Consider the following 13,918-nt stretch of genomic DNA (forward strand, 5'->3'; position numbering starts at 1 on the left):
TAACACAATAGGGGTCCAGGATGCAGGTTTTACATGTCTGTTCAGAACTTTTCCCGCTGCTCAAAACCGGCGGGTTGGCTGATGTCGTCGGCGCATTGCCTCAGGCTCAGATTGCGGGTGGTACGGATGCGCGGGTATTGCTTCCCGCGTATCCGGATCTGCGTAAAGGGATTCCTGACACCGAGATCGTTGCGGAATTGCATACTTTTGCTGGCCCGGTCCGTTTATTATTTGGACAATTCAATGGAGTTGGCATTTATTTAATTGATGCGCCGGGATTGTATGAGCGTCCCGGCAGCCCTTATCACGACACATCGCAGTTTGCCTACGTGGATAACTATCTGCGTTTTGCGCTGCTGGGCTGGATGGGTGCCGAGCTGGCCAGCGGGTTGGATACCTACTGGCAACCCGATGTGGTGCACGCGCATGACTGGCACGCGGGGTTAACCTGTGCTTACATCGCGGCCCGTGGACACCCGGCAAAAACGGTGTTTACCGTGCACAACCTCGCGTATCAGGGGCTGTTCAATGCGCGTCATCTGGATGAGATCCAGATCCCGCGCAGTTTCTTCACCATGCATGGCCTGGAGTTCTACGGACAAATTTCGTACCTCAAGGCGGGATTATTTTATGCCGATCATATAACCGCAGTCAGCCCGACGTATGCTCTGGAAATCACCCGGCCAGAATTCGGTTATGGCATGGAAGCGCTGCTAGAGCAGCGTCTGAAAGAGGGGCGGCTGAGTGGCATCCTGAATGGCGTTGACCCGGGTATTTGGGACCCGGCGCACGACCTGCTGCTGACGGCGCGTTACGACCGGGAAACGCTGGAGAGCAAAGCGGAGAACAAGCGCCAACTACAGATCGCCATGGGCCTGAAGGTGGATGACAAAGTGCCGGTATTTTGTGTCATCAGCCGTTTGACCAAACAGAAAGGGCTGGATCTGGTGCTGGAAGCGTTACCGGGGCTATTGGCGCAAGGCGGGCAGCTGGTGCTGTTGGGCCAGGGCGATGCAGAGTTACAACAAGGTTTCCTCGCTGCGGCGGCGGAACATCCAGGCAGCGTCGGCGTGCAGATCGGTTATCACGAAGCCTTCTCACACCGCATTGTCGGTGGCGCCGATGTGATTATGGTGCCGAGCCGTTTTGAACCGTGCGGCTTAACTCAGTTGTACGGTTTGAAATACGGCACGTTGCCGCTAGTGCGCCGCACCGGCGGGCTGGCAGATACCGTGCAGGACAGTTCGCTGGAGAACCTCGCTGACGGGGTCGCAAGCGGTTTCAGTTTTGAAGACAGTAACGCCTGGTCGCTGCTGCGGGCGATTCGACGTGCTTTTGTCCTCTGGTCCCGTCCTTCTCTCTGGCGCTACGTTCAGCGGCAGGCGATGGGGATGGATTTTAGTTGGCAGGTGGCCGCACAAGCCTACCGCGATCTTTATCAACGTTTGCTGTAATCAGAGATTGGGATACTGGATATGAATGCACCTTTCACCTATGCCTCACCCACGCTAACGGTTGACGCACTGAAGCACTCAATCGCCTATAAACTGATGTTTACTATTGGTAAAGACCCGTCGATCGCCAATCAGCATGAGTGGCTTAACGCCGCCTTGCTGGCAGTGCGCGATCGTATGGTGGAACGTTGGTTGCGCTCAAGCCGTGCGCAGCTGTCGCAGGATGTGCGTCAGGTTTACTACCTGTCGATGGAATTCCTGATGGGACGCACGCTGGGCAATTCACTGCTGGCGATGGGCATCTATGACGATCTCAATCAGGCGCTGGACGAGATGGGGCTCGACCTCAGTGAACTGATGGACGAAGAGAACGATCCGGGGCTTGGCAATGGCGGCCTGGGTCGTTTAGCGGCCTGTTTCCTCGACTCGCTCGCCACCCTCGGCTTACCGGGACGCGGTTATGGCATTCGTTATGACTACGGCATGTTCAAGCAGAACATTGTCGACGGTCAGCAGCGTGAATCGCCGGATTACTGGCTGGAATACGGCAATCCGTGGGAGTTCCAGCGCTTCAATACCCGCTACAAAGTCCGCTTTGGTGGCCGTCTGCAGCATGAAGGTGCGCGCGTACGTTGGCTGGAAACCGAAGAGATTATCGCGGCGGCTTACGATCAAATCATTCCGGGTTTCGACACCGATGCCACCAACACGCTGCGCTTGTGGAGCGCGCAGGCCAGTAATGAGATCAACCTCGGCAAGTTTAACCAGGGGGATTACTTTGCGGCGGTAGAAGATAAAAACCACTCAGAGAACGTATCGCGCGTGCTCTATCCGGATGATTCTACCGATTCTGGTCGTGAACTGCGTTTGCGTCAGGAGTATTTCCTCGTCTCCGCCACGGTGCAGGATATTTTGAGTCGCCACTGGCAAATGCATGAAACCTGGGACAATCTGGCGGATAAAATTGCTATCCATCTCAATGACACCCACCCGGTTTTAGCCATCCCTGAATTGATGCGCTTGTTGATCGACGATCACAAGTTCAGCTGGGATGACGCTTTTGAGGTCACTTGCCAGGTGTTCTCTTACACCAACCACACATTGATGAGTGAAGCGCTGGAAACCTGGCCGGTGGATATGTTCGGCAAGATTCTGCCGCGCCACCTCAGCATTGTGTTTGAAATCAACGATTACTTCCTGAAAACCATCCAGGAATACTATCCGGATGATTGGGATTTGATGTCACGCATCTCGATCATCGACGAAAACAACGGCCGTAAGGTGCGCATGGCGTGGCTGGCGGTGGTGGTCAGCCATAAAGTGAATGGCGTTTCAGAGCTGCATTCCAATCTGATGGTGCAGTCGCTGTTTGCTGATTTTGCGCGCCTGTTCCCGGGGCGTTTCTGTAATAAAACCAACGGCGTGACACCGCGTCGCTGGCTGGCGCTGGCTAACCCGGCGCTGTCCGATGTATTAGACGAGACGATTGGTCGCACCTGGCGAACCGACCTCAGTCAGCTGAGTGATCTGACGCCACACATTGATTATCCGGTCTTTATCGAGCAAATTTCCGACGCCAAATTCGCCAATAAAAAACGTCTGGCGGATTGGGTGGCGAAGAACATGGATATCGTGCTGGATCCGCATGCGCTGTTCGATGTGCAGATCAAACGTATCCATGAATATAAGCGTCAGCTGCTTAACGTGCTGCACGTCATCACCCGTTATAACCGCATCAAAGCCGATCCCACTGCGGATTGGGTGCCGCGCGTCAATATCTTCGCCGGTAAAGCCGCATCGGCCTATTACGTGGCGAAGCACATCATCCATCTGATCAACGATGTTGCCAACGTGATCAACAACGATCCGCAGGTGAAGAACAAGCTGAAGGTGGTGTTTATTCCTAACTACAGCGTGAGCCTGGCGCAGATCATTATTCCGGCGGCGGATCTGTCCGAGCAGATCTCTACAGCGGGCACCGAGGCGTCCGGCACCAGTAACATGAAGTTTGCCCTCAATGGCGCGTTGACGATTGGTACGCTGGATGGCGCGAACGTCGAGATGCGCGAGCATGTGGGTGCGGAGAATATCTTTATCTTCGGCAACACCACGCCGCAGGTCGAGCAGTTGCGCAAGGATGGCTACAACCCGCGTAAATATTATGAGGAAGATGCCGAGCTGCACCAGGCGCTAACGCAAATTGCCAGTGGTGCATTCAGCCCGGGAGAGCCAGGTCGCTATCGCAATCTGTTTGATGCGCTGGTGAACTTCGGCGATCACTACCAGCTGCTGGCCGATTATCGCAGCTATGTGGATGCGCAGGATAAGGTGGACAAGCTTTATCGTCAGCCGGATGAGTGGCAGCGCCGTGCGGCATTGAATATCGCCAACATGGGCTACTTCTCAGCAGACAGGACGATCCAGGAGTACGCGGACGAGATTTGGCATATTTCGCCGGTGAGATTGTAAGGTATGAAATGGGTCGCCATTAAAGGCGACCCTGAACGCAATGGATGAGATTTTCGAAGGGTGCGCTTTTATACGCACCTATAAAGCATTACTTGAGAGTGATGCTTTTCACGATCGCATCAGCATCGCTCTGTGCCTGCTGCTGATTGTCGGCTGGAAGAGTGATCTGCAGGGTCAGCAGTTTGCCATCCACTTTTGCCAGAATCACGGAAGACCATGAGGTTTGGTTGTTGGCCGAAATCACGGTATCCAACTGCTGAGCTGGCTGATCTTTCAGCGTCACCGCTTTGTTAGAAACGACCTGCAACTGCGGATCGCGACCGCGCTGCTGCTGTTCCAGACGCTGTGACAAGGCATCCAGCGCTTCGTTGGTCGGATCGCCCGCAATCACAATAATTGCGCGCTGGCCGGTTTCATCGGCGTACACATGCATATTGGTAGATTCAGAACCGAGTTTACCGCTTTTATCAGACATGCCCGCCGGCAGACTGAAGCTCAGCTTGCCGTCCATCAGGTTCACCGTCTGGGCTGACTGGCTGGCGCTGGCACCGTTGCTGCCTGCCGCCGCATCTTCTTTCTTCTGATCACAGGCCGCAAGACCTAACACCAACAAACCAATACCCGCATATTTCACTAAGTTACGCATTCTTTTCCCTTTGATGATTCCAGTCAGGTGCTTTCTACCCGGTATAAAAACGGAATCGGCGGTCAAAAGCAACCGCCGGTTTGTCAGGAAATCTTAGCGCGCTGCGGCGTTTCGTCTATGTGCAATTAGCCGAAATTGATCTGACGCTGTGTCGAGCGCTCTGCCAGACGTTTTAGCAGGCTGTTCAGCAACACACCGTAAGCGGGCAGGAAGAAAATCATGCAGATCAGCACTTTGAAGCTGTAATCCACCAGTGCGATCTCCACCCAATGCGCGGCCATGAACGGGTCCGGGCTCTTGTAGAAGGCGATGAAAAAGAAGGCCAGCGTATCGCTGATATTGCCGAGGAACATGGCTGCAGCAGGGGCGATCCACCACTGCGGTAAACAACGCAAACGGTTAAAAACGTGGACATCCAGAATCTGACCGAGCGCATAGGCCATAAAGCTGGCACTGGCGATACGTGCGACAAACAGATTCACCTGTTCCAGCGATGCCCATCCCTGCCATTCGCCCTGGTAAAACACACAGGACACCACGTAAGAGATAAACAGCGCCGGGATCATCACCGCCAAAATAATACGACGGGCTAACGGCGCGCCAAAGATGCGCACGGTGAGATCGGTAGCGAGGAAGATAAATGGAAAGCTAAAGGCACCCCAGGTGGTGTGGAAGCCGAAGATGGAAACCGGCAGCTGGACCAGATAGTTACTGGAAGTGATCACCAGCAGATGGAATAGGGAAAGCCAAAACAGCGCATGCATGCGCTGACGTGCAGAGAAATCAATCATGTCTGACCTTTTTGAGTAATGGGGTGAGGGAACCCAACAATCCTCTTCATACTTCGCGTTGTCGCTTCGTTGGCTACGTTCGCGTACCCCAGCCACTTACTTATGTAAGCTCCTGGGGATACACGCACTTGCCGCCTTGCTAAAACGCGAATTATTTCGAGGATTAAGCAATTTGGTAAAAAAACGGCGGCATCTTAGCGCGTTGCGCAATTAATGCAATGGTTAATTTTAACGCAATCGTTATCGCCTTGCGCTGTGCATTTAGCGCGCTAGAATGAGCGCCCATCTTAAATGAAGACAGAGAATCATGAGCGATCCCTTTTCTGCGCCGGACCACAAGCTTGATGCCCTTGGCCTGCGCTGCCCTGAGCCGGTAATGATGGTGCGCAAAACCGTGCGCACCATGCAGGCGGGCGAAACCTTGCTGATCATTGCTGACGATCCGGCCACCACGCGTGATATTCCCGGTTTCTGCCGCTTTATGGAACATCAGCTACTGGCACAGCAGACGGAAACGTTGCCGTACCAGTATCTGATTCAGAAAGGCACGGCTTAACGCTGCCGCAGCAATCGCAAGGCGTTGGCCGTGACAAGCGCTGTCGCACCTGAATCTGCCAGCACCGCCAGCCACAAACCGGTGAAACCGAGCAGTGTGGTGATCAGGAAAATGCCTTTTAGCCCCAGCGCTATCGCGATGTTTTGACGGATGATGGCGCGCGTGCGACGGGCCAGTGCGATAGTGCGTGGCAGAATTGCCAGACGGTTTTGTGTCAGCGCGGCGTCGGCGGCTTCCAGCGCGACATCGGTGCCGCTGCCCATGGCAATGCCAATCGTGGCCGCTTTCATCGCCGGGGCGTCGTTAATGCCATCGCCTACCATCGCCAGCGGCTGCTGCTCCTCCAGTTTGCGCACCATCTCCACTTTATCGGCAGGCAACAAGCCGGCGCGATAATCGATGTTGAGTTGCGTCGCCATCGACGCCGCCGCACGCGGGTTATCACCGGTCAACATCAGGCTATTAATGCCCAGCGCTTGCAACTGTGCCAGCGCCGTGACGGCTTCCTCGCGTAGCTGATCCTGCAACGCCAGGGTGCCGATGACGGTCTCATCCTGTAACAGCACCACCACGGTTTTACCTTGAGCTTCCCGTTGCGCGATCGCCTGCTGCTGATCGACCGTGAGCGTGCTGGCATCGCGTGGTGCCAGCAGCTGATAGGTCACGCCATCAATCTGCGCCCGGATGCCGCTGCCAGCCAGCGTTTGCTGCTGCCGGGCGCGCGGTAGCCTGAGCTGGCGCTTTTCGGCCTCACGCACGATGGCGATCGCCAATGGATGGCTGGAACCTTGCTCCACTGCCGCCGCAATGCTCAGCATTGCATTTGCTTCCATCGCACTGAAAGATTCGACCTCGGTCACCTGCGGTTTACCCAGTGTGAGGGTACCGGTTTTATCGAATGCGATGGTCTGGATGCGGCTGAGACGTTCCAGCGCGGCGCCACCTTTGATCAGGGCGCCCTGTCGCGCGGCCGCCGCTAAGCCAGAGGTGATTGCAGCGGGGGTAGAAATCACCAGTGCACAAGGGCAACCAATCAACAGCAGCGTCAGGCCTTTATAAATCCATGGCAACCAGGCGGCCCCTGCCAGTAGTGGCGGTAGCACCATCACCAACAGCGCCAGCAACATAATGGCGGGTGTATAGATGCGGCTGAAGCGATCGATAAAGCGCTCAACCGGTGCACGGTGGCTTTCAGCTTCTTCGATGAGCTGCAGGATGCGATCAATCGCGCTCTGGCCAGGTTCGGAGATGACTTTCAGCGTGACCAGGCGATCCACGCTAGTGGCGCCCGCCATCACCGTTTCGCCCGGCTGACGGGCAACCGGCACGGACTCGCCCGTTAGCGCACTTTCATCAAAACTGGCGCTCTGGTTCAGCAGCTCGCCATCGGCCGGCAAACGACCGCCAGCCGCGACTTCAATCGTATCGCCAGGATGCAAGTCAGCCAGCGCCACCTGCTCGCGCTGCGTGCCTTTCAAACGCGTAGCAGTATCGGGGCGCAGTGCCATTAACGCCGTCACACCGCGTCGTGCGCGAGAAGCTGCAAATGACTCCAGCCGTTCACCCAGCTGGAACAGCAACAGCACCATCGCGGCTTCGGCATGTGCGCCAATCACCAACGCACCGGTGGCGGCAAGGGTCATCAGGGTTTCGATACTGAAGGGTGAACCGCCTCGCAGCAGTTTCCACGCGCTGAATGCAATCGGCGCCAGGCCGATCAGCGTGGTCATCACAAACAGGCGATCGCCCCATACCGGAGAAACCTGGCTCAGCAGCCAACTGGCGAGCATCAGCAGTGCCAGTAACAGCAAACCGGCATTTTCCTGCCAGCGGCGTTGCGGTTCGGGCTGAGATTGCGGATCGTTTGAGGTCAGGGTAAAACCGACATTTTTGACGGCCTGTTCGATGGCCGGGCGAATATCCTGGTCGGCATCCACCACCAGTTTTTCACTGGCAAAAATCACCCGAGCGGTGCGCACCTGCGCCAGCTGTTGTACAGCACTTTCAATTTTTCGCGCGCAGCTGGGGCAATCCATTCCGGCAATCTGCCAGCGGAATTGATGAGATGTGGATGAGGGCCTGTCGCTTTCGGCGTCGCTTTCGCCGCCGGGACTGCCGCTGTCGTTGTCACAGCAACCGCAACCACTTTCTGGTGTGGCGGGGAGGGCGGCTGAGATTTTCAGCGTCGTAGGTGAAACACTGCGAATGGCGCACAGCGGCTGGGTTTTGCTGTGGGATTTTCCACAACGGCATGAATGAGAATGGGCGTGCATAGAGCCTCCGGGATCAATGCGGGCCACTGCCCGCATCCCAAATGCTACACTCTGGAGTCAACTCCAGAGTCAAGCAAAAGGTCATCTTTTCTTCAATACAGCCACAGCGAACGCACAATCATAAAGTGGCCGGCGAAGTAGCAAGCGGCAACAATGGCGCTATCGGCACTGAAACGGCGGCGATAATGGGTGATAAACCAGGTAATGTTGCCTAATAGCAGCAGTCCGGCGCCAACCAATAGTGAGAAGCTGTAATCCGTCGGGCGGAAGAAGTAATTCTCTGCCGCCATCCAGTTCATCACCAGCGTCATCCCAATTAGGGTACAGATCGGCCAGCGCAAATCCTCCAGCTTCGACCAGATAATGCCAATCACCACCACCCCAATGACCAGCAGCGTGACCGGAATCGGCCAGAAGAAACTCATGGTCATGTGGGCAGCAAAGCTGATGGTGTAGAGCAGATGTGACAGGAAGAATGCACCCAGTGCATAGAGCATTTGCTGGCGAGGCAGTAACGTCAGTGCATCACCGACCAGAGTGGCAACCAGGCCAGCCAGAATCAGGTAATCGGTGGTATTGAGCGTGGGCGCTTGCCAGGCCCAGGCGACCAGCAACAGCAAGGTAACAGGTTTGAACAGCCAGCGTTGCCACTGCGGGCCACGGTATGAAGCATCAACGTACAGCCAACCGGAAAAAAGTACGGCAAGGAAAGACCAAAGCATGTTTTCTCCCTTTTCTGAACGCGACGTCCAGAGTCATGAATTTTCCCAAAATCGCGATCTCAGTGTAAGTTACCGGCGACGAATGTGACAATCGGTCAACTCTGGTTGTATGCTTTGTCGTCTTTTACTGTTCCGACATTAACGCAAAGTGCGAGAGAAAACATGAGCAAACCACCGCTAATCTTTTTCATCGTTCTGGCGATTATTGCCGTTTTGGCGACCCGTCAGTTTATTAAGCAACGCCGTGAAACTGCGGTAAATGATGCTTCACCGGTTCGCTCACTGAGTGTTGAAGTGAAAACCAAACGTGAGTTCCCTTCCCCCAATCGCCGTTCGCGCCAGCGTGAAGAGATTGTGGCTGAAGATATGAAGTACGAAGCCTGGTTTCATCCACTCAATGGGGCGAGTGATATCAAGGTGGTGGTGAGCGCCGATGACTATCATCATATCGATAAGGGCGCGAAGGGAGAGTTGAAAATGCAGGGCAGTCGCTTTGTCAGTTTCACGCCTGCGCAATAAAACGGGCCGCTGCAGCGGCCCGTATCGTTACATCTTCGGGTAATGCTTTTTCTGCCACGCCAGCAGTTCAAACACACCAAAAAAGAAAATCTTCGCTTGCGTGACGCCACTGAGTTTTGGCGCCTCTTTCGGCTGAGTCGCGCGCAGCAGGACCAGCTGCAAGCCGTGCATAATCACCATAAAGAACAGTGCCACATGCACAAAGTAGCGCAGCGGTGTCGGGAAAGGGTGCACCAGATTCAGCAGCAGAAATGCCCAGACGCAAATCATCAGTAATCGTCCCAGATTAAGCCACATCGTGCGTCTCCTGTTGGCGTTGATAAAGGCGATATGCCACCTGACCGGCAATTTTTTCGCGGTACAAGTCCCAGTTAGCGGGCGCCACAGGCGTGCCGTGCTCCACTTCGCTTTCGACGTAAATCAGTGCGTTCTCCGCCAGCCAGCCGTTGTTTTCCAGCAGCGTTAGCGTCTCCAGCAGTAATCCTTTACGGAATGGTGGATCAACAAACACCACATCGAACGGCTCTCCGGGTTGGCTCAACCACTGTAGCGTATTGGTCTGCACGACGTTGCCTTGCGTCGCACGCAGGGTTTGCAGATTCTGCGACAGCTGTTGGGCGACGGAACGTTCCATCTCAAGCAGCGTAGCAGACGCCGCATAGCGTGACAGTGCTTCCAGGCCGAGCGCACCGCTGCCGGCGAAGCAATCGAGGCAGCGCGCTTCCTGAATGTCCGGCGCTAACCAGTTAAACAGGGTTTCACGCACGCGATCGGTGGTCGGGCGCAGACCCGCGCTATCCGGCACCGGTAATTTGCGACCGCGCCACTGTCCGCCAATGATACGAATCTGGCCAGCAGCGCCGCTGCTGCGGGGGGATTTACTCATTTTGCTCACAACTCGTCATAATTTGTTGCGTAGTTTAACGGGCGTGGCAGGCAGAAGAAACGTAAAAAAGGGTGCTGTGGTGCGCTGGCTGGAAAGTGTTAGACTACTGAGTTGATATGGCGCGCGTAATTGCCTGATTTTTACGCCGCTCACGAACAAAAAATTGAATTTTTTATCCCCTGGGAACAGCGTGCTACCGGGAATAAGCCATCGAGGAGTGTGGTTACACAATGGCAAAAGAGAAAAAACGTGGCTTTTTTTCCTGGCTAGGCTTTGGCAAAGAAGAAGAGAAGCAGCAGCCTGCGGAAGAGCAGCAACCGGCCGAAGCGGCGCAACAGCCGATCGCTGAAGAGAGCGCGTTAGCAAGCGCCGAAGCGCAGGCGGAAGAGACGGTTGCCGTCACTGAGCACGTAGCCGAAGAACAACGGGCACAGCCGGAAGCGGTGGTGTCCAAGCCGATCACGGCAATTGAAGAGGAAGTGCTACCGGAGGAGGAAATCCATCCGGACGTAGCACCTGTCGAAGAAGAGCCTCAGGCAGAAGAACTGATTGTTGAAGCGCCTGCTGCGCAGCACGAGCCGGAGATCGAAGAAGCAGTCGTTGAGCCAGTGATTGCGCAGCACGAGCCAGAGATCGAAGAAGCGGTCGTTGAGCCAGTTATTGCGAAGCACGAGCCAGAGATCGAAGAAGCGGTCGTTGAGCCAGTGGTTGCGCAGCATGAGCCAGAGATCGAAGAAGCGTCCGTTGCGCCAGTAGTTGCGCAGCATGAGCCGGAAATCGAAGCAGCAGCCGTTGAATCGGAAGACGACGCGTTAAGCGACGAAGAACTTGAAGCCTTGGCGTTGGCCGAAACCTATGCGGAAGACGCTGAAGCCGAAGCGCAGGATACCGTCAGCGATTTACCGCTGGCCGCAGCGCCGCTGGTCACGCAGGAGCAGGATCGTCCGACCAAAGAGGGCTTCTTTGCTCGCCTCAAGCGCAGCCTGGTCAAAACCCGAGAAAACCTCGGTTCCGGTTTTGTTAGCCTGTTCCGCGGCAAAAAAATCGATGATGACCTGTTTGAAGAGCTGGAAGAGCAGTTGCTGATTGCTGATGTGGGTGTAGAGACCACGCGCCGCATCATCACCAATCTGACGCAGCAGGCTAACCGCAAACAGTTGCGCGATGCTGAAGCATTGTACGGACTGCTGAAAACTGAAATGGCCGGCATTCTGGAAAAAGTGGATCAGCCACTGGATGTGGGCGGCAAAGCGCCATTTGTTATCCTGATGGTAGGCGTCAACGGCGTGGGTAAAACCACCACTATCGGTAAGCTGGCGCGTCAATATCAGGCTCAGGGCAAATCAGTGATGTTGGCGGCGGGTGATACCTTCCGTGCAGCAGCAGTGGAACAGCTTCAGGTCTGGGGTCAGCGTAACAACATTCCTGTGGTGGCTCAGCATACGGGTGCTGACTCGGCTTCCGTTATCTTCGACGCCATTCAGGCCGCGAAGTCGCGCAACGTCGATGTACTCATTGCAGATACTGCTGGTCGCCTGCAGAACAAAGCCCATCTGATGGAAGAGCTGAAAAAAATCACCCGCGTGATGAAAAAGCTGGATGAGGATGCGCCGCATGAAGTGATGCTGACCCTTGATGCCAGCACCGGGCAAAACGCCGTCAGCCAGGCCAAACTGTTCCATGAAGCGGTGGGACTGACCGGTATCACGCTGACCAAGCTCGACGGCACCGCCAAAGGTGGTGTGATCTTCTCGGTTGCCGATCAGTTTGGCATTCCGATTCGTTATATCGGTGTCGGGGAAGGCATCGAGGATTTACGGCCGTTTAAGGCCGCAGACTTTATTGAGGCACTGTTTGCCCGAGAGGAATGATTGGGATGATTCGCTTTGAAGAGGTCAGTAAAGCATACCTGGGAGGACGTCAGGCGCTGCAGGGAGTGGATTTCCATCTTCGCCCCGGCGAAATGGCATTCCTGACCGGCCACTCCGGCGCAGGGAAAAGTACCTTGCTAAAGCTGATTTGTGGCATTGAGCGCCCGAGCGCCGGGCAAATCTGGTTTAGTGGCCACGATATTTCACGTCTGCGTCGCAGCGAAGTGCCTTTCCTGCGACGTCAGATCGGGATGATTTTCCAGGATCACCACTTGCTGATGGATCGTTCGGTCTATGACAACGTGGCGATTCCGCTAATCATTTCCGGCGCCAGTGGTGAAGATATTCGTCGCCGTGTATCGGCAGCGCTGGATAAAGTCGGCTTGCTCGACAAAGCTAAGAGTTATCCGATCCAGCTTTCTGGTGGTGAACAGCAACGTGTGGGTATTGCCCGCGCGGTGGTGAACAAACCTGCGGTGCTGCTGGCGGACGAACCCACCGGTAATCTGGATGATGCCCTGTCAGAAGACATTCTGCGCCTGTTTGAAGAGTTCAATCGCGTTGGTGTGACCGTCTTAATGGCGACGCACGACACCGGGCTGATTGCCCGCCGCAATTACCGCTTGATGACGCTGAATCAGGGACGCCTGCACGGAGGCCATGATGGTCAATAAACGCAATAAGCGCCCAGCGGCGCCGAAGGCGGCGAAGGCGCCTTCAAAAAGTAAGGCGCTGAAAGGCGGCTGGCAGGAGCAGTGGCGCTATGCGCTGCGCGGTACGCTCTCGGATATGTGGCGTCAGCCGCTGGCCACGCTGCTGACCGTGATGGTGATTGCCATCTCGCTGACGCTGCCGAGCGTCTGCTATATGGTGTGGAAAAACGTCAGCCAGGCGGCGACGCAGTGGTATCCGGCACCGCAGTTGACGGTGTATCTGGATAAAGCGCTGGATGATACGGCGGCTGAGAATGTCGCTGCTGAGCTGAAAAAGTTAGATGGCGTGGATAACGTTAACTATCTGACCCGTGAAGAAGCGCTGAATGAGTTCCGTAACTGGTCTGGTTTCGGCGGTTCAATGGACATGCTGGAGCAAAACCCGCTGCCTGCCGTGGCCATCATCACGCCGAAACTGAATTTCCAGAATTCAGACACTATGGCTAACCTGCGCGACCGCGTGTCGAAAGTGCAGGGTGTGGATGAAGTGCGCATGGATGACAGCTGGTTTGCCCGTTTAGCGGCGTTAACCGGGCTGGTAGGGCAAATTGCTTCGATGATTGGTCTGCTGATGGTGGTGGCGGTGTTCCTGGTGATTGGTAACAGCGTGCGCCTGAGCATCTTTGCCCGTCGCGATACCATTAACGTGCAAAAGCTGATTGGTGCCACCGACGGCTTTATCTTGCGTCCGTTCCTGTATGGCGGCGCGCTGTTAGGTTTCAGTGGTGCAGTGCTTTCACTGCTGCTGTCCGAAGTGCTGGTACTGCGTCTGCAATCAGTCGTAGCGCAGGTGGCGACGGTGTTTGGCACCACCTTTGTTCTTGAAGGTTTTTCCTGGGACGAAGGGCTGCTACTGCTGCTCATCGCCGCCATTATTGGCTGGGTTGCCGCATGGTTAGCCACTGTACAACATTTACGCCGATTTACGCCGCAGTAACCAACAGCAACGTTTTTTGATATACTCTTCCTCTGCTGCCGACGATCTGGGAGCAGAGGAATCTTCCTATTTTCCCCGCCG

Annotated in this window: 13 protein-coding genes; 7 read left to right on the forward strand and 6 right to left on the reverse strand. The window is 55.4% G+C overall.

Going from position 1 to position 13,918, the window contains the following annotated elements:
* Nucleotides 1-20: 20 nt before the first annotated feature.
* Entirely contained in the window at nt 21-1,454 is a 1,434-nt protein-coding gene (gene glgA, locus WFP70_RS16770; protein WP_160868394.1) for a glycogen synthase GlgA, read from the forward strand.
* Between the two features lie 21 nt (nt 1,455-1,475).
* The gene (glgP, locus tag WFP70_RS16775; protein WP_337023884.1) at nt 1,476-3,923 is read left to right on the forward strand and encodes a glycogen phosphorylase; all 2,448 of its coding nucleotides are present in this window, start codon (nt 1,476-1,478) and stop codon (nt 3,921-3,923) included.
* Between the two features lie 88 nt (nt 3,924-4,011).
* On the opposite strand, the gene WFP70_RS16780 is transcribed toward glgP, so the two are convergent.
* Nucleotides 4,012-4,569: a DcrB family lipoprotein gene (locus tag WFP70_RS16780; protein ID WP_034827084.1), complete on the reverse strand. Its 558-nt coding sequence runs from the start codon at nt 4,567-4,569 to the stop codon at nt 4,012-4,014.
* A 125-nt stretch (nt 4,570-4,694) separates the two neighbouring features.
* The gene (locus tag WFP70_RS16785; RefSeq protein WP_337023885.1) at nt 4,695-5,360 is read right to left on the reverse strand and encodes a 7-cyano-7-deazaguanine/7-aminomethyl-7-deazaguanine transporter; all 666 of its coding nucleotides are present in this window, start codon (nt 5,358-5,360) and stop codon (nt 4,695-4,697) included.
* A gap of 307 nt (nt 5,361-5,667) precedes the next feature.
* On the opposite strand from WFP70_RS16785, the gene tusA reads away from it, so the two are divergent.
* Complete coding sequence (tusA, locus tag WFP70_RS16790; protein ID WP_034827082.1) at nt 5,668-5,916, forward strand: sulfurtransferase TusA; 249 nt, start codon at nt 5,668-5,670, stop codon at nt 5,914-5,916.
* On the opposite strand, the gene WFP70_RS16795 is transcribed toward tusA, so the two are convergent.
* Nucleotides 5,913-8,189 carry a zinc/cadmium/mercury/lead-transporting ATPase gene (locus WFP70_RS16795; protein WP_337023886.1) on the reverse strand — a complete coding sequence of 759 codons (2,277 nt, stop codon included), beginning with the start codon at nt 8,187-8,189 and terminating at the stop codon, nt 5,913-5,915. The genes tusA and WFP70_RS16795 overlap by 4 nt on opposite strands.
* Nucleotides 8,190-8,281: 92 nt before the next feature.
* Nucleotides 8,282-8,911, reverse strand: a complete 630-nt coding sequence (locus tag WFP70_RS16800) for a lysoplasmalogenase (protein ID WP_337023887.1) — start codon at nt 8,909-8,911, stop codon at nt 8,282-8,284.
* A 162-nt stretch (nt 8,912-9,073) separates the two neighbouring features.
* On the opposite strand from WFP70_RS16800, the gene WFP70_RS16805 reads away from it, so the two are divergent.
* A complete protein-coding gene (locus WFP70_RS16805) occupies nt 9,074-9,430 on the forward strand; it encodes a DUF2500 domain-containing protein (protein WP_058960041.1) in 357 nt (118 codons plus the stop codon).
* Between the two features lie 27 nt (nt 9,431-9,457).
* On the opposite strand, the gene WFP70_RS16810 is transcribed toward WFP70_RS16805, so the two are convergent.
* Nucleotides 9,458-9,727, reverse strand: coding sequence for a DUF1145 family protein (locus tag WFP70_RS16810; RefSeq protein ID WP_034827067.1), 270 nt, complete (start codon nt 9,725-9,727; stop codon nt 9,458-9,460).
* On the reverse strand, nt 9,717-10,316 hold the full coding sequence (rsmD, locus tag WFP70_RS16815; protein ID WP_058960042.1) for a 16S rRNA (guanine(966)-N(2))-methyltransferase: 600 nt from the start codon (nt 10,314-10,316) through the stop codon (nt 9,717-9,719). Before rsmD ends, WFP70_RS16810 begins: the two co-directional genes overlap by 11 nt.
* A gap of 230 nt (nt 10,317-10,546) precedes the next feature.
* Between rsmD and ftsY the strand changes: the two genes are divergently transcribed.
* Genes ftsY through ftsX form a run of 3 tightly spaced genes read left to right on the forward strand, consistent with a single transcriptional unit; the run spans nt 10,547 to nt 13,837 of the window.
* Complete coding sequence (ftsY, locus tag WFP70_RS16820; protein ID WP_337023888.1) at nt 10,547-12,187, forward strand: signal recognition particle-docking protein FtsY; 1,641 nt, start codon at nt 10,547-10,549, stop codon at nt 12,185-12,187.
* 5 nt (nt 12,188-12,192) lie between these two features.
* Nucleotides 12,193-12,861 (forward strand): cell division ATP-binding protein FtsE, encoded by a 669-nt coding sequence (gene ftsE / locus WFP70_RS16825; protein ID WP_034827061.1) that lies wholly within the window; start codon nt 12,193-12,195, stop codon nt 12,859-12,861.
* Nucleotides 12,851-13,837, forward strand: a complete 987-nt coding sequence (ftsX, locus tag WFP70_RS16830) for a permease-like cell division protein FtsX (protein WP_058960044.1) — start codon at nt 12,851-12,853, stop codon at nt 13,835-13,837. Before ftsE ends, ftsX begins: the two co-directional genes overlap by 11 nt.
* Nucleotides 13,838-13,918 lie beyond the last annotated feature (81 nt).

The organism is Pantoea sp. USMM079 (assembly GCF_037153115.1).
GTDB classification, from domain to species: domain Bacteria; phylum Pseudomonadota; class Gammaproteobacteria; order Enterobacterales; family Enterobacteriaceae; genus Pantoea; species Pantoea communis.

Bases quoted from the DNA above. Each gene is read 5' to 3' on its own strand.
- WFP70_RS16785 (WP_337023885.1), bottom strand. From the start codon at position 5,360: ATGATTGATTTCTCTGCACGTCAGCGCATGCATGCGCTGTTTTGGCTT.
- WFP70_RS16810 (WP_034827067.1), bottom strand. From the start codon at position 9,727: ATGTGGCTTAATCTGGGACGATTACTGATGATTTGCGTCTGGGCATTT.
- tusA (WP_034827082.1), top strand. From the start codon at position 5,668: ATGAGCGATCCCTTTTCTGCGCCGGACCACAAGCTTGATGCCCTTGGC.
- ftsX (WP_058960044.1), top strand. From the start codon at position 12,851: ATGGTCAATAAACGCAATAAGCGCCCAGCGGCGCCGAAGGCGGCGAAG.
- WFP70_RS16805 (WP_058960041.1), top strand. From the start codon at position 9,074: ATGAGCAAACCACCGCTAATCTTTTTCATCGTTCTGGCGATTATTGCC.
- glgP (WP_337023884.1), top strand. From the start codon at position 1,476: ATGAATGCACCTTTCACCTATGCCTCACCCACGCTAACGGTTGACGCA.
- WFP70_RS16780 (WP_034827084.1), bottom strand. From the start codon at position 4,569: ATGCGTAACTTAGTGAAATATGCGGGTATTGGTTTGTTGGTGTTAGGT.
- WFP70_RS16795 (WP_337023886.1), bottom strand. From the start codon at position 8,189: ATGCACGCCCATTCTCATTCATGCCGTTGTGGAAAATCCCACAGCAAA.
- ftsE (WP_034827061.1), top strand. From the start codon at position 12,193: ATGATTCGCTTTGAAGAGGTCAGTAAAGCATACCTGGGAGGACGTCAG.
- ftsY (WP_337023888.1), top strand. From the start codon at position 10,547: ATGGCAAAAGAGAAAAAACGTGGCTTTTTTTCCTGGCTAGGCTTTGGC.
- rsmD (WP_058960042.1), bottom strand. From the start codon at position 10,316: ATGAGTAAATCCCCCCGCAGCAGCGGCGCTGCTGGCCAGATTCGTATC.
- glgA (WP_160868394.1), top strand. From the start codon at position 21: ATGCAGGTTTTACATGTCTGTTCAGAACTTTTCCCGCTGCTCAAAACC.
- WFP70_RS16800 (WP_337023887.1), bottom strand. From the start codon at position 8,911: ATGCTTTGGTCTTTCCTTGCCGTACTTTTTTCCGGTTGGCTGTACGTT.